This window comes from Salipiger abyssi (assembly GCF_001975705.1).
In the GTDB taxonomy this organism is placed as follows: Bacteria; Pseudomonadota; Alphaproteobacteria; order Rhodobacterales; family Rhodobacteraceae; genus Salipiger; species Salipiger abyssi.
This window is the reverse complement of record NZ_CP015092.1, coordinates 17,509-39,769: the sequence shown is the minus strand read 5'-3', so window position 1 is coordinate 39,769 and position 22,261 is coordinate 17,509. Positions and strand designations below refer to the sequence as shown.

Genomic DNA, 22,261 nt, shown 5'->3' with positions numbered 1-22,261 from the left:
GAGAGGCAGCGAAGAACCGCTTCAACTCATTTCGAAACGCCGAGCGGGGGCATGAATGGTGGCGACTGAACAAGAAATCATCGAGGAAGAGCTGGTCTACGGTGCCCTGCGCCGTGAACGGCTCTGGCAGCGTCTTGGCCTGATAGGCCTTGTCTTCGGCATCATCGGCTGTCTGAGCGCGGCAGCTGTCTCGATCCTCGATGTCGATCCGCCCCCCGTCGTTGTCCCCTATGATCCCGCCACCGGCTTTGCACTCCCCGAAGCCTCGGTGGGCGCTTCCTCGGTGACCGCCAACCAGGCGATCATCGAGGCGGAAGTGTTCCGCTATGTGACCGACCGCGAGGTCTATAACCAGCTCGACAACGACCTGCGCATCCGCAGCGTCCTGCGCCGCTCTGACGGGGCTGCCGAGAGCGGGCTGCGCCAGATCTGGAACAGCGCAAATGAAAACTATCCGCCGACCGTCTATGGCCCCAATGCCCGACTCGACGTGGAAATCCTCAGCATCAACCGGATCGGCACCAACCGCGCCACGGTGCGCCTGCGCAAGCGTCTGACCTCCATCAACGGCACCCAGACCGGCCTCTTCACTGCGACGCTTCTCTTCGAGTTCCGCCCGGAGACCCGCCGCTCCATCGACGAGGTCTGGACCAATCCATTCGGCTTCACCGTCCTCGAATATTCCATCCGCTCCGACAGATTGGAGAACTGACGTTGTTGTTTATAAGATCGCTTATTTTTGTCATGGCCCTGTTGCCCGGCCTCGCCTCTGCCGAAGCCATCCCGCGTGGCGGTCCCAACGACAGCCGGGTGCGCTTGGCCACCTACCAGGAAGGTCAGGTCTACCGTCTCAGCGTGTCGCTCACCCATGTGACCACCATCGAGTTCGGGATCGGCGAAAGCATCCGCTCGATCATCGCGGGCGACACCGAGGGCTTCGAGATCGACGGCGTCCCGGGCGGTCAGGCCTTCGCGATCAAGCCTGTGGCGCGCGGGGTGCATACCAATGTGACGGTCTACACGAACAGGCGAAGCTACTACTTCAACGTCGAGGAGGTTCGCAGCCCGACCTTCTATGTGGTGCAGTTCCGCTATCCTGATGACGCTGGGCGCCCGACCCGGGCCATCGCCGCCCAAGCGCCAAACTACAATTACGGTGCCAGCGCGCGGACCGAGTTCACGCCGACACGCATCTGGGATGACGGGACGTTCACGTATTTCGCGTTTCCAAGAAACGCGCCTGTGCCCGCGATCTTCCGCTACGCGGGCGGCCGCGAGCGCACGGTCAACACGCAAACTCCTGAAGACGGCGTGATCCGCGTCAGCGGCGTGAACCGCCAATGGGTCCTGCGACTGGGCGAAGAGGTGGTCTGCATCGAGGCGATCCCGCCCGCGGAGGCCACCTCATGAGCGAAACCGGGAACACCGAGCTGGAAAAACGCCTCTCCGCCCTTGAGAAAGGCAGTGCCCGCGCCCCCACGGCGGCGCAGCGCCGGTCGCCCCTTCTCGCGCTGATCGTGGTCCTCGTCATCGGCGCGGGTGGTGCCCTGCTTTATCTCCTCTCACAGCCCGAAGAAGAGGAAGCCTTGCCGACGGCCACTCCGGACGTCTTCCAAAACGAAGGGGATGGCTTTGGCGCTATCGAGACCTTGCCCCCGCCCGAGCCCGAGGTTGTGTTCGTCGGACCAGACCCCGTCGAGCCCAACGCGGAGCTTCTGGCGCAGATCACCGCCCTGCAGGCCCAGATCGAGGAATTGCGCAACGCCCCTGAACCAGTTGTCGAGGAAGACACCGCCGCCGCAGAGGCGATCGACGCGCTGACCGCTCAGATCGCGGCGCTGCAAGCCGCCTCGGAAGCAGCACAGCAACGGTTCCAGGACGAACTGACGGCGCGGGATCGCAGCCTTGAGCAACTCCGCATGGATCTGGAACTGGCCCAACTCGAGGCCAGCCGACCGCAACCCGCGACAACGGGCCCCACGGAGGATGAGCTGCGCGCACGCGAGCAAGAGCGACTGCGCCGCGAGGAAGAAGCCCGGCGCATGGCCGAGCTGGAGCGCCGGGCCGCGGAGGAACGCGCCTTCCAGGAGCGGCGCATCACCTCGCCCACCATCGCTTTTGGCGGTGCCTCCGGAGCGAATGAAACGGCTCTGACTGAACGCACTTTTGGCGAGGTGACGGATTTCGTACTGAACGGGGCGCTGCCCTCGACGGTGACGCAGGCCGAGGTGATCGCCAATCCCTCCAACACGATTCTACAGGGCACCATGATCCAGGCCGTCATGGAAACAGCCCTCGACAGCTCCCTGCCCGGCCAGACCCGCGCCGTGGTGTCCGAGGATGTCTACAGCGTCGATGGCGCGCGCCTCTTGATCCCCCGCGGATCGCGTCTCATCGGGCGCTACCGCGCTGGCGTCGATATCGCGCAGCGCCGCGTCACGATCGCCTGGGACCGGATCATCCTGCCCGCGGGCCAAACCGTCCAGATCAGCTCCTTCGGAGGTGATGAACTGGGCCGTTCTGGCGTCACCGGCCTCATAGACACGCGCTTTGCCGAGCGTTTCGGGTCGGCCGCCCTGATCTCGCTGATTTCCGCCGCACCCAGTGCCGCCGCCTCCGAGGTCCAGGATGAGACTGCCGCCGACGCTCTCGAAGACGTTGGCGATGATCTGGCAGATGCCACGGATAGCGTCATAGGCGATTACCTCTCCATCGGCCCCGTCATCTATGTCGACCAGGGCGCCCGCGTCACGGTCATGGTCGATCGCGATCTGGAGATATTCTGAGCCCATGTCGCTGAGCTATCTCGAAACCTCGCTCGACCGGATCGACGCCGCCGCCCGCGACGATGTCATCGAGATCTGCATCAACCCTGATGGCACCTGCTGGGGCGAATTCCAGGGCGATCACTTCATGCGCGCGCTGGACCAGAGGCTGACCGGCGTTCAGGTCAGGGACCTCGGCAACCAGATCGCCTCCTCGGCCAATACCACGATGAGCAAGGACCGCCCCATCGTCTCGGTCTCGATCACCTACAAGGGGCGCCCGATCCGCGCACAGGTCATCACCCCGCCCGCCGTGCTCTCGGCCATGTCGATCAGCCTGCGGTTCTTCTCAAGCCTGCCACTCGAGGGCATTGCGCTCGATTTCCTCTACGGAAAAGAGCGCAAGCTCGAAGACCTGCGCGTCGAAAAAAAGCGCGCCTTGCGCGCCGTGGTGGCCGCGGGTTTGATCGATGATGCGCTCGCCTTCTGCGTCGAGAACAAACTCAACATGATCGTCTCGGGCGGCACCTCCACCGGCAAGACCGTGGCCGCGCGCAAGATCCTCTCTCACGTACCGGCCGAGGAACGCATCGTCACCATCGAAGAAGCGGCCGAGCTTTTGCCGACCCAACCAAATGCCGTGACCCTCATCGCCAATCGCGACGCAGAATTCCAGACCGCCGATGTGCTTCTCACTGCGACGCTGCGCATGCGCCCCGACCGGATCATCCTCGGCGAGGTGCGCGGCAAGGAGGCCATGACCTTTCTGGAAGCCATCAACACCGGCCACGGCGGGTCCATGACCACGCTGCATGCCGAAACCCCGCAATTGGCCGTGCAGCGCCTCGCGATCGCGGCACTCAAGACCGAAATCCCGATGACCTATGCCGACATGATCCAGTACATCGAGAATTCGATCGACGTGATCATCCAGGCCGGTCGCCATGACGGCAAACGCGGCATCACCGAATTCTACCTCCCCGGCGCAACTGAGATTGGAACTTCCCCATGAAGACATTTGAATACGATATCCTGTCCTTTCCCATGACCCGCAAAACCAGCCTTGCCGACATGCAAGCCAGCCTGAATGCCAAAGGTGCGGAAGGCTGGGAGGTGGTGTCGATCAGCACTTCGGAATTCGCCAATATCGGGCACACCGTTTTCCTGAAGCGTGAAACCACAACCAACGGAGCCACGGCATGAGGCAGGCGCGCTATCCCCTCGTATTGACTGCGCTGGTCCTGGGCCTAACGTCGGCACCCGGCTCCGCTGAGCGCAATCTCGTGCCGACCCTCGAGCGCAGTTTCGACGTCTGTCCAGACCGGCCCGCTGAACACGTGTGGATGCAGGAGATCCCCCTGCGCCAAGCCTATCAGCGCGTGTTGGTTCAAGACATCTACCGCGCCCAGAACCTCGAGCGCATCGTCCAGACCGGCAGCTGCGACTGCGAAATCCAGTTCCCGTCCTGGGACGCGGCCGAGGCGGTGTTTCGGGAGAGCTACGCGAGCGACGAACGATGGGAAATGCTGCAAGCCTCGGACGCCTACAACCGCCGCGCCAATGCCGCCCGCCCTGCAGCGAAGGCAATCTGCGACGCCGCGGGCAATTGGTAAGGCAGCGCCGCGATGAGTGTCGTCACCTACTTCGTTGAAACCTCCCAGGGCTACCTCGACACCGCCGCGGAATCCCAGTTCGGGTCCGTCGCTGCGACCGTGGGCACACTTTTGGTTGTGGGTACAACATTGGTGGTGATCCTCGTCTTCCTGAACATGATCTACCAATACAAGGCGATGGACGGCAGAACGGCCTTTTGGCTGGCAGTCAAGATCGGCCTCATCGGGATATTCGCGACCAACTGGGTGCAGTTCAACGCGCTCTCATCTGCCATCCTGGCCGGCATCGACAGCATTGCGGGCGCGCTTGTAGCCTCGGTCGGTGGCGGCACCCCGGGTCCCTCTGGGACCTTTGCCGAAGAGTTTGACCGGCTGATCGCGGAACTCGGCGACTACCTCAATGCAGCCGGATCAGAGCTGAACTGGATGGCCGGGGCCATGCTCGACATCGTCGGGGTGCTTCTGCTCTCGATACTCGGCGGGCTGGCCGCTTTCATCCTCGTGGCCTCTCGACTGATGATCGCACTCCTGATTGGGATCGCTCCGGTGATGATCTTCCTCACCCTCTTCGAAGTGACCAAGGACTATTTCGCGCGCTGGCTGTCCGCGCTGATTTCCTTTGCACTATACCCCATCGTCGTCGCAGGCGTGTTCGCAACGATCACAGGCGTTTCCTCCGCGCTCATCGGTGAACTAGGCGATCCCGAAGGGGCCTCAAACATCGGCGCGCTCATTCCCTTCTTCATGATGGTGCTCATGGCCAAGGGCTTCATTGTCGCCACGCCCTTCATCGTCCGCGCGATCTCCGGCAACATCATGATGCCCGCCGTCTCCGGAGGTCTCGGCGGCGGCTACAGCTTTGCCCGCGCCGCCATGGGAAGCCAGCAGGCCTACAATCGCTACCTCATCGGCGGGGCCAGTGGCGCAGAATACGCAGCCCTCAGGGCGCGGCAGTTCTTTGGCGTGCAGCAGATGCCAGCGAGGCAAGGCATGGGTCAGACGGGTTCCACAGGCGGCACAGGATCCACTGACGCAGGGTCAAAAATGCTGGCACAGCTGGCGAGACTGGGCCGGCTTGGGCGACGGTAACGGCCCTAATCGGGCACTGGGAACGGTTCTCTCATGCTCCGCTTGGAGCTCTAACCGCCGCCATTCGTAGCAAGTTCACTTTCCAAAACTGCTTGTAAAAAAGACAGGCGTTTGGTTCGGCATAGCCGTTGAAAATCAGTCTTAAAATGGACATCTTGTAGTTGTGGGATTGTGAACAAGAGGTTTGATATGAATGTGAGCGCGGGCGTAGGATATGGGTATAATGTTGCAATTGAGAAACTTGCGGAAGAATTGGCAGTGCCGCAAGATCGCTTCGATCAAGCCGAAAGGCGCTACAAGGATCTTGGCGAGTTTTTGCATCGAGATGACTCCAAGGTTCGTGATTATGATCCCGATGTCTATATCCAAGGCTCTTTCGCGCTCGGCACACCGATCAAGCCGACATCCAAGGACGAAGACTACGATCTCGACATCGTTGTCTCGTTCCGGTCTCTGACGAAAGCGCAAATTTCGCAAGCTGATCTGCGCGCTCTTCTGCTGGCTGAGCTCAAGGCGTATCGCGATGCGCGAGGGATCAAGAATGAGGTAAGTGATGAGCCTAGAAGATGCTGCACCTTGATCTACGCAGATGGTGCGCAATTCCACATGGACGTATTGCCGGCTGTGCCGAACGAGGCAAACATGCGTGCCGTTCTTTCTTCTTACCTCGCGGATCAGGCGCTTGCGGAAGGTGCGATTGCCATCACCGATAAAGACAAGACTAGCACATACCGTATCATCACGGATGATTGGCCCCGAAGCAATCCTAGGGGCTTTGCCGCCTGGTTCAAGTCAAGGCAGATCGAACAGCTGAATGAGCGTCGCAGGGCATTCCTCGACGCCCAAGGCAAAGTGACAGCGAGTGTGGAGGACGTCCCGGTATTTCGGGTGCGAACACCTCTCCAGTCAGCCATCATGATCTTGAAGCGTCACAGGGATGAGTGGTTCGCGGAGCGGGATCCGGAGCTGAAGGTTATCAGTGTGATCCTCACGACGCTCTCGGCCCATGCCTACGCAGGCGAAGCAAGGGTGTCAGATGCAATTGCCAAAATCCTGAAGGACATGCATCTCGAAGTCAAAGAACGAAATGGTGAGTCATGGATCGCCAACCCGACTGACCCTTCTGAGAATTTTGCGGATCGGTGGAAGGACTTTCCCGATCGTCGAAAATCCTTCTTTGAGTGGCTTGAAACCGCTCGATCAGATTTTGGCGCCGTTCAAAAGTTCAGTGATACGAATATTGTTTTGAATGAACTGTCACGAAATCTTGGCAGCACCCTTGTTGAAGGTGTTCGCTCGAGGGTAGCGGCATCCGCGGGTTCACGTGCGGCGTCCGTGGCTCCTGCCGCTGCGGCCGGGGCTTCTGCGCCGGGTCTCGTTTTTGGTGGTGAGGATCGGAGGCCGACGGAGCCAAAAGGTTTTGGTTGATGGAGTTCACAGCCGGCGAGGCGAGGCTAATCCGTGAGTGTGAAGAGCTCGCTAGCCTAGCCGCGGCATCAGCTTGGCTAGAAGAACCCCAATTCGGCAAGAACGCCGATGGCCTGCTGAGGTGGTCGTTTGTTCTGCTCGCCGGTGATCGTCGCATTCCATTGCGGCTGGTTTTCCCAGCACTCTTTCCAGATCTGCCACCATTCGTACTTCCAGCCGACAGCTCCGTCCGTTTATCGCAGCACCAATACGGCGAGGGTGGTGAACTATGCCTCCAGTATAGACCGGATAACTGGCATCCCGACTGCAAGAGCGCCGATGTGGTAAGGAGTGCCAAAGCACTTCTCGAAGCAACCCCAAAGGACGATGGTTTCTCGGACGTGGAAAGCGCTCATCCTACCGACTTACCCTCGCTGCTCTCGGGGTGTTCCCGACGCTTCATGCTACCGCCTGACACCGCCCGCCTGTTAAGGTTGCGCCTTGCCGGACACGCAACCGATATTCATATAACTTTGGAGCGCCGGGTTGGGGCTTCCGAAGTCCTTGTTGCTCGCATTGCGAGCATCGGGTTGGACTCTGGCTTGCGTGTGCCGATTGATGGTGCGGGATTTGGGGGAAGGGTGGTCCCTGGGGTCCTATATCGATTGCCCGACATTCGGCATATTCCAGATCTGCAGCCCGAGGAACTGAAGGGGCTCTTGTACCAGTACCTGCCTTCATGGCTCCGTAAATGGGTAGAAGGCGCCGGCGACATGTTGGTCGTCATTTCAAATGGCAAGCAAGAGGTATTGCTGCGCGTTCTCCACAACGGGTCGAAACGAAGGATTGACCTGTTTCATACCTTTGAGCCACCAACGGCAAAAGAACGCCGGGTTCACGGGAAGATGTTCCGAGAATCTAGCATCTGCATCATCGGTGCAGGCTCGCTGGGATCAAAGGTGGCCGCCAGTCTTGCGCGCGAAGGCGTCGGTCAATTCATTTTGTTCGACAATGACGTTCTTTGGTCCGACAACTTGGTTCGAAACGAACTCGATGAAATGGATGTGGGGCATCACAAGGCGGTTTCGCTTAGGGTCAGGACTCATAGCCAATAGATGACGGTTGCAGCAAGGGCGATGGCTGAGAGGAAGACCTTCGGGCATCTGTCGTATCGAGTTGCCACGCGTCGCCAGTCTTTCAGCCTGCCGAACATGATCTCAATCCGGTTGCGGCGTTTGTAGCGGCGCTTGTCGTACTTCACCGGTTTCTTCCGCTGTTTCCGGCCTGGGATGCAGGCCCGTATCCCTTTGTCTTTCAACGTTTCTCTGAACCAGTCGGCATCGTAGCCGCGGTCTCCCAGCAGCCATTCCACCTTTGGCAAACTGCCCACCAAAGCGCGGGCACCGATGTAATCGCTGACTTGTCCTGCCGTGACGAAGAGGTCGAGCGGTCGGCCCTGGCTGTCGCAGACGGCGTGCAACTTCGTGTTCATGCCGCCCTTGGTCCGACCAATCAGGCGTCCACGCCCCCCTTTTTCACGCCCATGCTGGTCGCTGTTCGGTGGGCCTTGAGATAGGTCGCGTCGATCATGACGGTCTTCTGTTCGCCGTGTTCGGCAGCCAGACCCGCCATCATCCGGGCAAAGACGCCCTTGTCGCTCCACCGCTTCCAACGGTTGTAGAGCGTCTTGTGCGGGCCATAAGCGGCGGGTGCATCACGCCATCTTAACCCATTGCGGTTGACGAAGATAATCCCGCTCAGGACGCGCCGATCGTCTACGCGAGGCTTGCCGTGGGATTTAGGAAAGAAAGGCGCAAGGCGCGCCATCTGCGCGTCGCTCAACCAGAAAAGATCAGACATGTTCACCGCTCGTTTTCCGAACCGTGAATCACGCTGCCAGTCGGAAATCAATGGGTCCTGACCCTAGGCACAGATTGCTACGAATAAATCCGGCAGTGAAAGTCGGTGCCTTGGGAATGAGTCTGACGTCTCAATCCGCTGTCCAGCATATTGCTCAGTTGAGCGAGATCATCAGCACTTGTGATCTCGTCATAGATACGACGGCTGATAGCGGAGTGTTTCGAATGGCAGCGGCCATTTGCACGCAGAAGCGTAAACCTCTCGTTTGGGGACGAGTCTACGCCGGAGGACTCGGAGGACTGATTGCACGAAGTATCCCGTCTGAAGATCCGCCACCACTGACCGCTGCATCTCAATTGCGAGCATGGTGCGAGGAGAAAGGCATGGCACCGCCAGAGGGCCGCGAACACAATTACGGGGTGCAAGGTGATGACGACGATGAGCCCTTATTCGCCTCTGACGGCGATGTAGGGGTCATTGCCAACAGGCTGGTTCGTCATGCCCTAGACGCCCTTTCAACAACGGAGATTAGAGTTCATCCGGAACCTGCATACTTTATCGGCCTTCGCAAAGGCTGGATCTTTGATCATCCCTTTGACACCCATCCGGTCATTTTCGGTCCTACCGACGGATGGGTAATAGACAGCACAAGTTGTGCAGAAGAGGGCGTTGAACGCGTCATGACTCACCTTGGAGTACAAGATGACGCTTAGCCTCACAGTCCCACGCTCGCAGCTTGCGAAACTGCAGATCCACCTTAAGCAAGGCGGCAACCGCGAGATCGGCGGGTGGTTGGTTGCAGAACAGACAGCTCCGGGAAAATTTGAACTCGTCGGTTTCACCGTCGATCTTGAGGCGGGGTCACGAGATCGTTTCGATAGTTTGCCTGAGCCGCACTCACAACAGATGGATCGGATCTTGCTGGAAAATAGTGGTCGCGCTGGTCGGGTTGACTATCTTGGCGAATGGCACTCGCACCCGACATTCCCACCAATACCTAGCGAGATCGACGTGGCCTCGATGACGGATATGGTCGAAAACAGCGGACCTTCGTTTGCAGCGTTGGTCATTGTCCGTCTAATGGGCAACGCCTCGATTCAGGCGACTATCACTACGTTTCAACGTGGCCAATTGCCCGAGACCGGCCAGCTGATAATTGCGAATGCAGTTCCCGAAGCTGGACTTGGCGAAGGTTGGAAACCGTCGGAACACTAGCATCATTCGATAGCCGGAAATCGGTTGACTACTCGTCTGACCATCCAATCGTAACTCGCTGTGGTAGCGCTAATCAAAATGGAGCAAAAAATTGTCTAGTTCAAATATCCCGGCCAAGATTCAGACCCAATTATGGGCTTTGGCGGCGGGTCGATGTGAATTTTCAGGATGCAACAAGCTCCTTGTCGGGGATCTAATCGCTGGCAAGGAAGACGGAAAGTTCGGTTTCATCGCGCATATTGTGGCAGATAGCGATAATGGTCCAAGGGGTGATAAAGTCCGTTCGCCACTCCTCGCCCGCGACATCAGCAACCTGATGCTGATGTGCCCCATCCATCACAAGGAAATCGACGTAGACCACGTGGACGACTATCCGGAAGAAACGCTCGTGGCAATGAAGCGCGAGCACGAAGAGCGGATCGAGACTGTTACAGATATGGACGCTGACCGCGCGGCGCATGTGCTCCGTTTCGCGGCGAATATCGGCCAAATGGACTCTTTGGTTTCCACCAAAGCCATTTTTGCCGCTATGCCGCCCGACAGGCATCCGGCGGAGCGACGAACCATCGACATCGAGCTGAATTCAGAAATCAAGGATGATGAACCGGAGTTTTGGGGCATGCAAAGCGCGCATTTACACCGCCAATTCCAACGCAAGGTGAAAGAGCGGATAGAACAGAAGGAGATTCTACAGTTGAGTGTGTTTGCGCTTGCGCCACAGCCGCTTCTCATCGAACTGGGTACATTACTTGGTGACATCATGCCTGTATCTGTTCACCAAAAGCACCGCGAGCCATCTACTTGGAAATGGCAACTCCACCAGCCGTCGATAAATTTCAAAGTTGGCGAGTATTCTGGGCCGAAAGACGTACCAGTCGCCCTCAAGCTGGCGCTCAGTGCGACCGTCGATGATCAGAGAATTAGCTCGGTTCTCGGCGACAACACGGCCATCTGGTCAATCACGGCAGAGGATCCTCACAACGACATCATGCGAAGACTGGACGATCTTGCAATCTACAAGGCCCACCTTCGCAGGCTTTTTGATCAGATCAAAGCCCATCACGGCGAGGATGCGATTATTAACATGTTTCCGGTTCTTCCCGTTTCCGCAGCGGTCGAAACTGGCCGCACACGAATGCCTAAAGCCGATTTGCCGCTAGTCATCTACGACCAAAAGCCGGGGAAGGGATTCGAGCCGATAATCACGGTAAGTGCTTAGGCCCTCATAAATCGTCAGCCGAAGGTTCGTCATTCCAACGCGCTATTGGCCGCTGACCTCCCAACCTTAAGGATTTTCTAGCTAGCACGGCAAGTGTTTGCTCATCGCCCAGCCAGACAAGCCATCCTCGCCACCCTATCGCGCAACCAGCCTTTCACCATCCTCCTCTCTCAGCATCGCTTCCATTTCGTCCAAGCCATCGACTGCAGAGCGCATCTGCGCCTCATCAGCTACGCTCGCAGCTTCAGAATCCACGACGCTGCTGCCAAAATCCATCTCCATCTGGCGCTGTTCCTCGGCGATGACGGCTTGAACGACAGGCGCGGTCTTCTTTGGAGCGGCGTCGGCTTGGCCTGACGGTTGACCATCGCCAGCCTGGCTCGCCCTCTCCATATCGGCTTCTGTTCCCCCTGGCCCATCCGACGGCGGCGTCATCGGCATGGCGCGCACACTGAGCGGCAGGTTCCCCTGCAGCCCCCCTCCCCCCGGCTCCGGAAACGGCAACTCGCCCGTCTGTGCCGCGTGGATCGCCTTGAACAGCCGATCATCAAAATACTGTATCCGCTTTGCCCGGACCGGCATCTGGGCATCGATCACCATGACAATCTCGTCGAGGGGCAGACGGCGCGCCTCATCTTCAGGGAGCAAGGAACTCTCTTCGGTCCGTGTGGATTGGCTGCGGCCCTCAAAGGGGTTCTTGCCGATGGACTGTGAGCGCGTGACCACGGTCTTTGTGGTCTTGCCGACCGCCTTGCTCAGCTCCTCGACGGTCTTCTCATCCGAGGGCGTCAGGTAGAGCTTCACGCCGGCATTGCCCTGCAGGGCGCGGCGGGTGTTCTCGCCATAGATTTCATCGAGGGCGGGGATGGTTTGCGTGACCACAGCCAGGTGGCCGCGATAGGTGCGCAGGGTCTCGATGCTCTCGACCACGATGGGCATTTTTCCGAGGCGATTGAACTCGTCGAGCATGATCATCACGGGCCACGGCTCGTCTGGCCCGGGATCCTTTTCCTGCATGGCGGAGAGCAGGTCGGAGAAAAACAGCCGGATCAGCGGCGCGAGCGGCTTCACCATCAGCGGCTGGACCACGAGATACACTGAAAAGGGCTTCTTGCGGATCGTGCGGAAATCAAAGTCCGACACCGCCGTCGCCTCATCGATCGCGGGGTTCTGCCATTGATCGAGCCCCGAGGTCATCAGGAGCGAAACGTAAGACGTCAGCGTATCGTTGTTGGTCGAAGCCAGCCGCGTGAAGATCAGCTTGGCCGCCCGGTTGTCCACCTCATGGCCGCGCGCGAAATACTCCTTCTGCTTGTTCCCGCCCGAGGCCGCGATGCGGTAGATTTCTCCCAAGGTGGGGCGCTTGCGCTGGAACGCCAGCAGGCCTGCTGCCACGAAGAGATCGATCCCGCCCTTGAGCAGCCCCTGCACCCGGTCATTGTCGCTCTGCAGGAAGAGCGTCGCAAGAAGCTGCAATTCCATCTGCTGGCGGGCGGGATCTTTCAGTTGATAGATGCGCAGGAGCGGGTTGTAGCGATGCGTGCGCTTGCCCTCCCAATCGGTGGGGGCAAAGCGATAGACCTTGTCGCCTTGGGCTGCGCGGTGTCGGGCCGTGGCCTCGAAACATTCGCCTTTCACATCGAGCGTCACGGCGGAGCCTTGCCAGGTCAGAAGGTTCGGAATGACAAAACCCGTGGTCTTGCCACGGCCCGTGGGGGCCACGATCAGCGCATGCGGAAAAACCTTCGAGCATATGTAATTGGCGCGGGAGCCCGGCGTCCCCAGCTTGCCGAGGATGAACCCGGTCCCTGGCGCCCCGAAGAAGCCATTGGCCTTCATCTCGCGCGCGGTCTGCCAATGGGTCTGGCCAAAGCGTGTCAGGGCGGACCCCGAGAGGGCGAGGCTCAGCATGAGGCCGGCGGCGGCGAAGCTGCCGATGATCAGGTGTCGCGTTGCCCTTAAATCTGAGACACGACGCGTTCGGGGATATTTTTTGCCCTTAATTATGAGATTCCACTGCCATCGCGCCTATGCTTTTCGCGCGCTGCCGGGCGATGTAAACAACCGCGGCAAGCAGACGTGGCTCCTTATCGAAGGCGCGCAATAGAGCAACCCTTGCATAGTCGTCGATGCCGGAGCTTGAGATGGCCGCTTTGACCAGTGGACGGGATTGGGCTGCATCAATTGCAGCAAGGCCAAACAGCCTTACTTCCAGCCTGTGGCCCTGAAGAGCGTATAACGGATCTCCGCGGAAGGCCTTTAATGATATGGCAAAGGTGACCGCGCGCATTGCGCGCCGAAATTGCTTGGAGCTGCGTAATCGCGCGGCGTATTCAAGCCGCGCGGCGCCGTTGCGCGCACGATTTATCAGCTTTTCGGGCATCTGTTCGCCACTGGCCTTGCCGAGCGTCGGCACAAGTCTCGTCCCACAAACCTGGCAGTCGAATGCCCAGGCTCGCCTCCAATGCTTGAGCGAAAGGCCCTCTCTGGAACATTGCAGGCAATGCTGGAATGGTATCTGGGCCGTCAGCGAGGCTTCTCGTGTCGTCATTGCTGGGAAGGTCAAAGATCGCACAACATCTGGGTCAATCCGTGCGGCGTTGGCAATCTTCGCCGCCGCAGCCGCGTCGACGTTGAAGTTCAAGGCGGTGCCATGCGCGGTATCGATTCTGAGATGAGCCAGTAGTTCCGCATCATCACAGTAGTTGGCCGCCGCCAGCCTAGACAACCAACCTGACAACAACTCGTCGGGCAGCGGCGCGACAGTCTTGGGCAGCGGGTGCGGCTTCACACCCCGGACTTCTCGAGCCGCCGATGGGGGTTCGCATGGCGCGACCAAACCGGCGTCCATTTTGCGATTGCGTCATCGGTGATGCATTCATCACCTGTGACAATGGCGTCGATGGAAAGATCCTTGATCAGGGCGAAGATGCGCGAGGTCACCCCGCCGGTCAGCGCAAGTATCTGCTTTAGTGACTTGACCTTCAGATTGGATTTCTTCTCGAGGGGCATTGCCGCGATGAGTGTCTGGATCATGTCCGAGAACTCGGCGTCGTCGCGCCAGTTTGGAAGGTGATGTTCGTCCAGCCGCCTGGCAAGCTGGATATCACCACGGATGGCATCGACGGCCTCGCTGACCCCCAGGCAGACCAGCGACACTTCGAGTTCATTGCTGAGATACCGCAGAACATTGAGAAAGCGGCGCTGTTCGCGGTGGGTCCCGGCCAAGAGGTTGTGGACTTCGTCGATCATGATCATCCGCAGGCCAAGGTCGCGCAAGAGCGCGACGACACGGACTTCGAGGGAGGCCACATTTTGAGCGCGCGCGCTCAGTGCCGTGGCCGGTGCCCCGACGGTCGCCAGGATGTGCAGATAGAACCGTCGTTCGTCGGGAGCTGGTGGTGCTTGTAACAGTAACAGCGGCGTTCGCGTAATTCCCGATGCTGGGTCATATTCCGGTGCATATCTGCGCGAAAGATTGCGGGCGATCATCGTCTTTCCGATCCCGGACGCGCCATGCACAAGAAGGCCAGGCATACGGGTTTGCCTTGGCGCTTCGATCATACACTGCAAACGGTCCAGAACTTGTTCGGCCCGCGGAAAGCCAATCCAGATATCCGATTGAATGAGGGTGATCCGACCGTCTTCCTCTGTTTTTCCTGCCCTCAATTCACCATCTCTCCACCTTGAACAATGGGCGCGATGTATCACCCGTATCGATCGCGCGCAGCCCTTCGGTTGTTGAGACGGCCGAGTTGGCGCCCTCCAATGTCCCTTTTCTTTCACGGGATCGGCGTTCGGCCCTCGTCAGGCTCCGGCTTTCAGACTCGATTTGGCGTTGCTGTCGGATCAGCTCAGCCAGGACCAGCTCATTGGACCCGGACTTGCCAAGGGCACGGGCATTCCTCATGGCTTCGCGATATTCCCAGAGCGACACAGGCGGAATTTCCAGGTTTCGGTACCGAGCTTCGACGTATCGGTCATTATCCAGTTCGACCCAGATCACCGAGAGGTCGCGAGGGTCGTAGCGGACGACCACCTTTCCATCCCCGCGCCCGATGTGGCCTGCAAGCGCATCGGACCAGTACCGTATCTGGAACAGATGGATGCCGTCACGCCTGACCTTGCGCAGTTCACTTGGCAGAAAGCTCACCCGAAAGGCTTCAATCTCGAAGGGGATATCGCCCATCATTTGCTCTGAGAGCGCCTCCCATTTGGCAACGGGCGTGCAGCCAAGACTTGAATGAATGCTGTTGTTGTAGCGGCAGATTTCCAGAGCAAACCAGCGATCGAAGTCGCTTAAGGTCATCGTGGCCATGCCCTCGGCGTCATAGTCGCCCTTGGCCACGACCGAGGATTGCGTTGTTCCAGGCAACAGGTGCACGGCCCCCATCATCGTGCCGATCAATCGTTCGATGTGCCCTCCGAAATGAGGACTGCCTGGCGGCCGATAGACCAGATCGATCCCCCATTCTGCACATGCCGACCGAAAGGCATGCGACCGGAAATCGCGCCCGTTATCGACGTGGATGCTATGCGGTTTACCCTGCGCGGGCCAAGGAACATTGCGCACCAATTCCGCCAGAAGTTCCGCCTTGGGGGCCACAGCCTGTGTCAGGCAAAGCGCCACCGACAGACGCGAAGGTGCCTCGAGAGAGGTGTAATATCCGGTCACCATCCGCGTTGCGACGTCGATCGCCAGCGTGACCCAAGGCCGCCCAATTGGTTTGCGTTCAAAACTGTCGACGAGAATGATGTCCGCAGGCGTATGGTCGATTTGCACGACCTCCAGTGGCCGGTTTGCCTTGTTGTCGCCTACGACCGGCGCAAATTTCTGGCGGGCCGCCTTTGCGCCTTCGCGTGCCTTGGCAATTTCACGGGCATCCATTGCATCCAGCCTGCGCTGAACCGTCCGACGTGTCGGCGGTTGCAAGCCCTGCTGCCAGCACGCGCTTCGGATTTCTGTCACGATGCGCGACAGGCTTGGGCGTTCCCGCCGTAAGAAATAACGGCGAAGATGTTCTTCGATCACCGCTTCCACCTTGCCGGATATCAAGGTTGTACCAGTCGGGCGGCCCCGTTTCCGAGAAGCCAGCGCGCTGGTGCGCCCACCCTCTTCGGCCAGACGCTTTATCCAGCGCCAGACAGTCGCCCTGCTGACACCAAGCTCCCAAACGGCGTCATTGATGCCACTTTCCAGACTGCCAGTTCCTTTGAGATATGCCTGAACAAGCGGACGCAGAACGGCCGCCCTGCGCGCCTCCTCAGCACCAGCGGCAACGAAGTCTTCGCGATCATCATCCATCAATATTTGCCACACGAAGCTGCGAACCCTGTCTCAGGTTTAAGGGCAAAAATATCGGATTTAAAGGCAAAATATCATATTTAAGGGCAAAGCAAGGCCGTTGATTTCGTTGGATTTCTCATCTCACAATTAAGGGCTACGCGACAGGCATGTTCATGCCGCTGCCCGGCCGGGCACATGGCTTGGCGAGATGCTGACGCGCAAGCCGCCGATGCTGGTGCGGGTCGCGCTGGCGAACAAAATGGCGCGGATCGTCTGGGCGCTGATGGCCCGAGGCGGCGCCTACCAGTCTCCGACCGCTGCGGCGTAAGCCGTCACTGGTCGCGAGGACGTCGGAGCGGAAGAGGGCAAGGAGACGTTTGGCGCACGGTCGTGAGACGGGATCGGGAGAACCAGAGCGCAACAGAGTGCCATCGAGCACGCGGCTTTGATCTGGACCCGACCTGCGAACACCATACGGGCCCGCGGCGTGATGATGGCCGCAACAGAGGCCGGATACATGTCAGCACCCGACACCGCGCGAAACTGATCCAGAAACCCTCTTGCGCAAGGGGCGGTTATACATGTTGCGCAAATGCTGTGAAGGTTTCACCTTGCGAATCCAGTCTGTTAGTCAGGCTGCATGAGCAGACCCATACCCCCGACCTACAAGACCAGGAACTGGCCAGCCTACAATGAAGCAGTCAAGCGCCGGGGCTCGCTGACGATCTGGTTTGACCCCGAGATGAGCTGGGATGCCGCGCCGACAGGCAGGCGTGGCCGCCAGCAGACCTACAGCGATGCCGCTATCCAGACGTGCCTCTCGATGAAAGTGCTGTTCGGCATGGCGCTCCGGCAGACGACCGGGTTCGTCGAGAGCCTGCTACGGCTGGTCGGCCTGAACTGGACGGTGCCCGACTTCAGCACGCTATCTCGCCGCCAGAAGACCTTGGCCGTGAACATCCCCTACCGCGGCTCCAAGGGGCCGTTGCACCTGCTGATCGACAGCACCGGGATCAAGGTCGAAGGTGAAGGCGAGTGGCACGCACGCAAGCATGGCGGCCCGAAACGGCGCGTCTGGCGCAAGCTCCACCTTGGGATCGATGAAGAAACGTTGGAGATCCGGGCCGTCGAAGTCACCGGGAGCCACATCGGTGATGCGCCCATCCTACCCACCTTCTCGACCAAATCCCGCAGGACCAGGAAATCGGTAGCGTTACGGCTGATGGCGCCTACGACACGCGCAAATGCCACGATGCGATTGCAGATCGCGGTGCCCATGCCGTCATCCCGCCCCGCAAGAACGCGAAGCCCTGGAAGACGATCACCGCCGGAGCCGTGGCGCGAAATGAGGCCCTGCGCGCGGCGAAATACCTGGGCCGCGCGCTCTGGCGACGATGGAGTGGATACCACCGCCGAAGCCGCGTCGAGACAAAGATGCATTGTATCAAGTTGCTGGGCCAGCGGCTCATGGCACGGGACTTCGATCGACAGGTCGCCGAACTCCAGGTCCGCATCGCCGTCCTGAACGGCTACACCGCGCTCGGAATACCCGTCACGGAAGCTGTGGGATAAGTCCGTCCGGGGAAAGGGGAACCTCGGCCTTAAGCCGATTTGTGCATCAGAGCCCTTGACACTAATAATTAGCTATCTATGTTTTTCCCGGCGATGGTTCCCCGGAAGAGGAGCCGGATTTCATCGCTGCATCAAACTGGAGGAAATTCATGTCACGGACAGCCAATTTGGCCGGCCCGCGTTCGCGGACCGGAATGGTGGTGCTTTGCCTCGCTCTGACCGCGGGCTTCGCCCCGCTCGCGTCGGCGCAGGAGCAGCCCGCCTTCAACGAACATGCGGGAACCCTGCCGGACGGGACGGCATGGCTGATCCGCGTGCCCGAGAACTGGAATGGTCGACTACTCAGGGATCTGGATTTCGCCAGCAACGTTTCGGTCGCGTCAGCGGTCCAGCGGTATGACGACCTGCTCGGTCGTGGCTATGCCTTCGCCGGGCTCGCCCGGCACCCGCTGCGCCTGTGGCAATACGATCCGCAGCGTGAAATCCTGAATCTACAAGCTGTTCAGGACATTTTCACGGACCTGGAGCGCGCTCCTGACATGGTGCTGCAATACGGCTGTTCTGGCGGAGGGCTCGACAGCCTCGCTTCGGCCGAGGATTACCCGGACAGGATCGACGGTGCCGCCGTGCTTGCCGCCCATACGCCGGTCTGGATCATGAGCAGTTTCCTGGATGGCTGGTTCGCCATGCAGACCCTGCTGGGCGAAAGCTATGAGGCCGCTGGGCACGGTCCGGCCAGCGATCTCGCCATCGTCGGCCTGCCCAATGCCGGAGCGGGTGGCGAGCGCAGCCTTGACGCGATCCGTGCGTCCTGGATGGCCGCCATCGAAACGGCGGGCGAAAGCCCGGAGGGCCGCGCGCGGCTGGCGCTTGCCTTCGCCATCGGACAGTGGTCGCCGTGGATGGTCGAGGGGACCGAACTACCCGACACCGCGGATGCCGGCGCCATGGCCGACATGATCGTGGCCTCGGCGCTGCGCATCGGCGGTAATGTTGGCGGGTCCTCGCGGCTTCTGTTCGAAAACGCCGCATCGGGGCAGCAACTTTCCGGGAACGAGGGGGTCGACTATGCCGCCTTCTACCAGAATGCCGCACCCGCGATGGCGCGGACGGTTGAGGCGCTCTACGAACAGGCCGGTTTGGACCTTCAGGCCGACATTGCCAGGATCGACGCCGCCCCCCGCATCGCGGCCTCGGATTATGCGCGCGATTTCTGGGCCGCAGACGGGCGCACGACGACCGGCGATCTGCAGGTTCCGGCGATCCGCATCCACATGCTGGGCGACTGGGCCATTCCCTACACGCTGATGGAAGGCTACGGCGCGCTGGTGCAGGAGCAGGGTACCGGCGATCTGTATCGGCAGTCGCTGGTCCAGGGCACGGGCCATTGCGAGTTCACGGCTGCCGAAAGCACGGCCATCGTCGAGACCCTGGTCGAACGGATCGAAACGGGCGCCTGGCCCGAGACATCGCCCGAGGCGCTGAACGCCGCAGCCGAGGCGCTGGAAACCGGGAGCGCCCCCCGGTTCATCGAACACGGTGATTGGCGCGTGGCAGCCTATAACCGGCCCTGGGTTCCGGCAGAATGAGCCGATGGGGAACTGGCGCTGCGCCGGTTCCCCCACAGGTCCGGTGGCGCAAGTCATTGGTGGACCGTCGCCAACGCGCAGTGGGCATCTCTGGCGAGGGCAAGTGTTCCCATGTCTGGACGACCCCTGCTGCGCAAGCTGGGAATTGACGCGCCTATGCCGAAAGCAGTCATGTCTACGGCCTTTGTGGTGCGGTCTAGCCGCTGGCCCAGATGAAGTCCGCGGATCGGGTCCCAATCAAAATTGCGCGCTTTCTGCGCCTTGACCCCCTGGGGTGTCCCGATCCCCGGTTCGACCGGTTTGTCATCTCTTCTCAGCTTCACGCATTCCGTCAGCGGTTCCGCGCTCAGGAGACAGGGGCCGCGTAGATCTCGTTGCGGCGCAGGAGCGCCCAAGCGATCCGGGCAGTCTTGTTGGCGAGCGCGACCGCAACGACTTTCGGTCGCTTGCGTGCTTTAAGCCCAAGCATCCAAGCCTTGCCGGCATCGCCCTGCCTTGCAAAGCGAAGCACCGCAGTCGCGCCGGAAACGAGCAGTCGCCGGATATATCCATCACCCTGCTTGCTGATCCCGGTCTGTCGATCCTTGCCACTGCTTGAGTTCGCCCGTGGCGTCAGGCCTAGCCAGGCCGCGAACTGTCGTGCCGAGCGGAACAGGCTCGGATCCGGAACATTTGCAGCAATTGCGCTGGCGGTGATCGGTCCGATACCGGGAATGGTCGCCAGTCGCCGGCTCGTCTCGTGCGTCCGGTGCCACTCGAGGATCCGTTTCTCCAGGGCCTCAGCCTGATCGGCAATCGCCTCCGCTTGGCAGATCAACGCATGGATGGCAGCCGCAGCATGGTCAGGCAACCGTTCCTGGTTCTCTCGGAAGTGGGTGTCGCCTTGCCCTTAAATCCGAGACACGGCGCGTTTTCCGGCCTTTCTTGCCCTTAAATTTGAGATGAGGTGGCTGAACCGCCGACGCGTAGTCGCATCCGCTGAGCAATCTGGTCGACGGTTGCAAGCAGTCGGGGCTCCTTATCGTAGGCGCGAAGCAGGGCAACTCGTGCGTAGACGTCGATGTCCATGCTGCACAACGCAGCCTTTACCAGTGGACGTGATTGGGCGGAGGCAATGGCGGCAAGGCAGAAGAGCCTTATGTTCGGGCGGGGGCTTTGAAGCGCGAAGAAAGGGTCTCCACATAAAGCTTTGAGTCCCATCGCGAAGGTGACCGCCCGCATGGCTCGGCGTAGTTGACGCGCGCTGCCCGACACCGCGACACGCTCCAGGATCCGTGCCCCCCGGCGGGCACGATCAACCAGCTTTTCGGAGACCGCTGCGCCATTTTGCCTGTCGGCCTTTGGAAGAAGCCGGGCACCACAAATCTGGCAGTCGAACGCCCAGGCCCTACGCCAGTGCCTGAGCTCAAGGCCGCCATCAGCGCAGCTTGTGCAAGCCTGGAACGGCACCTGTGCGGTCAACCGCATCTCTGCTTCCGGCATCGCCGCGAAAGTCATCGACGACACGAACGCTGGATCGAAGCGCGCCGCAACGGAAATCCTATCCGCGGCCAGCATGTCGAGATCAAAATCAAGGGCTGCAGCATATTTTGCGTCGATCCCGATATGGGCGAGCAGGTCTGCTACCTCGCAATGATTGGAAGCGGCCAGTCGCGATAACCAACCAGAAAGCAACTCGTCCGGCACTGGCGTCACCGATATCGGCAGCGGGATACACGTCACGCCCCAGATTTCTCGAGCCGTCGCTGAGCGTTTGCATGGCGCGACCAGACCGGTGTCCATTTTGCGATGGCATCATCAGTGACGCACTCGTCACCGCTGATGATCGCGTCGATGGACAGATCCTTGACCAAGGCAAAGATGCGGGACGTCACCCCGCCAGTTAATGCGAGGATCTGCTTGAGCGACCGCACTTGCAGATTGGATTTCTTCTCCAGCGGCATGGCCGCGATCAATGTCTGGATCATATCCGAAAACTCGGCATCATCGCGCCAATTCGGCAGGTGGTGTTCATCAAGCCGACGGGCCAGTTGGACATCGCCGCGAATGGCATCGACGGCTTCGCTGACACCGTAGCAGACCAAAGATGCCTCCAGCTCGTTGCTGAGATACCTCAAGACATTGAGGAACCGGCGCTGTTCCCTATGCGTGCCCGCAAGAAGGTTGTGGACTTCGTCGATCATGATCATCCGCAGCCCGAGGTCGCGCAAAAGGCCCACGACCCGAACTTCCAGCGAGGCAACACTCTGCGCCTTCAGGCTCAGCGTCGACGACGGGGCTCCGACGGCTGCGAGGATGTGCATATAGAACCGCCGCTCATCAGGAGCGGGTGGCGCCTGCAACAGAAGTAACGGGGTGTGGGTGACGCCCGACTCCGGATCATACTCCGGCGCATAGCGTCGCGACAGGTTGCGGGCGATCATTGTTTTGCCGATGCCGGACGCCCCATGCACCAGAAGGCCAGGCATGCGGGTCTGCCGCGACATCTCAATCAGACCATGCAGCCGGTCCAGCACTTGCTCCGCTCGGGGAAAGCCGATCCAGATGTCCGATTGAATGAGGGCGATGCGGCCGTCGTCTTCAGTTTCTGCCCTCAATTCACCAGCGCTCCACCTTGAACATGGGGCGCGATGGGCGTTGTTGCA

The 22,261-nt window shown here is 60.0% G+C and carries 20 protein-coding genes and 3 pseudogenes; 15 read left to right on the top strand and 8 right to left on the bottom strand.

Annotated elements, in window-relative coordinates:
* The first annotated feature begins 55 nt into the window (after positions 1-55).
* From Ga0080574_RS02870 to Ga0080574_RS02830, 9 genes are all read left to right on the top strand, one after another.
* The gene (locus Ga0080574_RS02870; RefSeq protein ID WP_009503797.1) at positions 56-712 is read left to right on the top strand and encodes a VirB8 family type IV secretion system protein; all 657 of its coding nucleotides are present in this window, start codon (positions 56-58) and stop codon (positions 710-712) included.
* A 32-nt stretch (positions 713-744) separates the two neighbouring features.
* Positions 745-1,410 (top strand): TrbG/VirB9 family P-type conjugative transfer protein, encoded by a 666-nt coding sequence (locus Ga0080574_RS02865; protein WP_198039724.1) that lies wholly within the window; start codon positions 745-747, stop codon positions 1,408-1,410.
* A complete protein-coding gene (locus Ga0080574_RS02860; RefSeq protein WP_076695140.1) occupies positions 1,407-2,786 on the top strand; it encodes a TraB/TrbI/VirB10 family type IV secretion system protein in 1,380 nt (459 codons plus the stop codon). Before Ga0080574_RS02865 ends, Ga0080574_RS02860 begins: the two co-directional genes overlap by 4 nt.
* A 4-nt stretch (positions 2,787-2,790) precedes the next feature.
* Complete coding sequence (locus Ga0080574_RS02855) at positions 2,791-3,777, top strand: ATPase, T2SS/T4P/T4SS family (RefSeq protein WP_055296391.1); 987 nt, start codon at positions 2,791-2,793, stop codon at positions 3,775-3,777.
* Complete coding sequence (locus Ga0080574_RS02850; protein WP_076695138.1) at positions 3,774-3,968, top strand: DUF4177 domain-containing protein; 195 nt, start codon at positions 3,774-3,776, stop codon at positions 3,966-3,968. Before Ga0080574_RS02855 ends, Ga0080574_RS02850 begins: the two co-directional genes overlap by 4 nt.
* Positions 3,965-4,378: a hypothetical protein gene (locus tag Ga0080574_RS02845; protein WP_076695136.1), complete on the top strand. Its 414-nt coding sequence runs from the start codon at positions 3,965-3,967 to the stop codon at positions 4,376-4,378. The genes Ga0080574_RS02850 and Ga0080574_RS02845 overlap by 4 nt, the downstream gene beginning before the upstream one ends.
* Before the next feature lie 12 nt (positions 4,379-4,390).
* The gene (locus tag Ga0080574_RS02840) at positions 4,391-5,467 is read left to right on the top strand and encodes a TrbL/VirB6 family protein (protein ID WP_076695134.1); all 1,077 of its coding nucleotides are present in this window, start codon (positions 4,391-4,393) and stop codon (positions 5,465-5,467) included.
* A 189-nt stretch (positions 5,468-5,656) separates the two neighbouring features.
* Complete coding sequence (locus tag Ga0080574_RS02835; RefSeq protein ID WP_052453650.1) at positions 5,657-6,895, top strand: nucleotidyltransferase domain-containing protein; 1,239 nt, start codon at positions 5,657-5,659, stop codon at positions 6,893-6,895.
* Positions 6,895-7,989, top strand: a complete 1,095-nt coding sequence (locus tag Ga0080574_RS02830) for a ThiF family adenylyltransferase (protein ID WP_076695131.1) — start codon at positions 6,895-6,897, stop codon at positions 7,987-7,989. The genes Ga0080574_RS02835 and Ga0080574_RS02830 overlap by 1 nt, the downstream gene beginning before the upstream one ends.
* Here the strand turns inward: Ga0080574_RS02830 and Ga0080574_RS02825 are convergent.
* A protein-coding gene (locus Ga0080574_RS02825; RefSeq protein ID WP_156876251.1) for an IS5 family transposase occupies positions 7,977-8,734 on the bottom strand; the annotation gives its coding sequence in 2 pieces (ribosomal slippage) (positions 7,977-8,413 and positions 8,413-8,734; 759 coding nt in all). The two genes, Ga0080574_RS02830 and Ga0080574_RS02825, sit on opposite strands and share 13 nt — an antisense overlap.
* 383 nt (positions 8,735-9,117) lie before the next feature.
* On the opposite strand from Ga0080574_RS02825, the gene Ga0080574_RS26155 reads away from it, so the two are divergent.
* The 3 genes from Ga0080574_RS26155 (at position 9,118) to Ga0080574_RS02805 (ending at position 11,168) form a co-directional block, all read left to right on the top strand.
* Positions 9,118-9,447, top strand: a complete 330-nt coding sequence (locus Ga0080574_RS26155) for a hypothetical protein (protein ID WP_198039722.1) — start codon at positions 9,118-9,120, stop codon at positions 9,445-9,447.
* On the top strand, positions 9,437-9,949 hold the full coding sequence (locus Ga0080574_RS02810) for a Mov34/MPN/PAD-1 family protein (RefSeq protein WP_074743312.1): 513 nt from the start codon (positions 9,437-9,439) through the stop codon (positions 9,947-9,949). Before Ga0080574_RS26155 ends, Ga0080574_RS02810 begins: the two co-directional genes overlap by 11 nt.
* Positions 9,950-10,040: 91 nt before the next feature.
* Positions 10,041-11,168, top strand: coding sequence for an SAVED domain-containing protein (locus Ga0080574_RS02805; RefSeq protein ID WP_083716748.1), 1,128 nt, complete (start codon positions 10,041-10,043; stop codon positions 11,166-11,168).
* Positions 11,169-11,303: 135 nt separating this feature from the next.
* Here the strand turns inward: Ga0080574_RS02805 and Ga0080574_RS02800 are convergent, their stop codons facing one another.
* The 4 genes from Ga0080574_RS02800 to Ga0080574_RS02785 form a co-directional block, all read right to left on the bottom strand.
* Complete coding sequence (locus tag Ga0080574_RS02800; RefSeq protein ID WP_237219255.1) at positions 11,304-13,079, bottom strand: type IV secretory system conjugative DNA transfer family protein; 1,776 nt, start codon at positions 13,077-13,079, stop codon at positions 11,304-11,306.
* 88 nt (positions 13,080-13,167) lie between these two features.
* Positions 13,168-13,959: a TniQ family protein gene (locus Ga0080574_RS02795; protein WP_008335465.1), complete on the bottom strand. Its 792-nt coding sequence runs from the start codon at positions 13,957-13,959 to the stop codon at positions 13,168-13,170.
* Entirely contained in the window at positions 13,956-14,837 is an 882-nt protein-coding gene (locus Ga0080574_RS02790) for a TniB family NTP-binding protein (RefSeq protein ID WP_024099410.1), read from the bottom strand. The genes Ga0080574_RS02795 and Ga0080574_RS02790 overlap by 4 nt, the downstream gene beginning before the upstream one ends.
* A gap of 1 nt (position 14,838) precedes the next feature.
* On the bottom strand, positions 14,839-16,473 hold the full coding sequence (locus Ga0080574_RS02785) for a TnsB C-terminal domain-containing protein (RefSeq protein WP_024099411.1): 1,635 nt from the start codon (positions 16,471-16,473) through the stop codon (positions 14,839-14,841).
* 145 nt (positions 16,474-16,618) lie between these two features.
* Between Ga0080574_RS02785 and Ga0080574_RS25575 the strand changes: the two are divergent.
* The 3 genes and pseudogenes from Ga0080574_RS25575 to Ga0080574_RS02775 form a co-directional block, all read left to right on the top strand.
* Positions 16,619-16,783: pseudogene (locus Ga0080574_RS25575) on the top strand (IS110 family transposase); the annotation flags it as partial.
* 390 nt (positions 16,784-17,173) lie between these two features.
* Positions 17,174-18,027 (top strand): annotated as a pseudogene (locus Ga0080574_RS02780) (IS5 family transposase).
* Between the two features lie 149 nt (positions 18,028-18,176).
* Positions 18,177-19,616 (top strand): hypothetical protein, encoded by a 1,440-nt coding sequence (locus Ga0080574_RS02775; RefSeq protein WP_024099412.1) that lies wholly within the window; start codon positions 18,177-18,179, stop codon positions 19,614-19,616.
* Between the two features lie 346 nt (positions 19,617-19,962).
* Here the strand turns inward: Ga0080574_RS02775 and Ga0080574_RS02770 are convergent.
* The 3 genes and pseudogenes from Ga0080574_RS02770 to Ga0080574_RS02760 all read right to left on the bottom strand — a co-directional run.
* A pseudogene (locus tag Ga0080574_RS02770) lies at positions 19,963-20,487 on the bottom strand (IS110 family RNA-guided transposase); the annotation flags it as partial.
* A gap of 59 nt (positions 20,488-20,546) precedes the next feature.
* Positions 20,547-21,302: a TniQ family protein gene (locus Ga0080574_RS02765; RefSeq protein WP_228866800.1), complete on the bottom strand. Its 756-nt coding sequence runs from the start codon at positions 21,300-21,302 to the stop codon at positions 20,547-20,549.
* A gap of 32 nt (positions 21,303-21,334) precedes the next feature.
* Positions 21,335-22,213 carry a TniB family NTP-binding protein gene (locus tag Ga0080574_RS02760; protein ID WP_007803215.1) on the bottom strand — a complete coding sequence of 293 codons (879 nt, stop codon included), beginning with the start codon at positions 22,211-22,213 and terminating at the stop codon, positions 21,335-21,337.
* Positions 22,214-22,261: the final 48 nt, after the last annotated feature.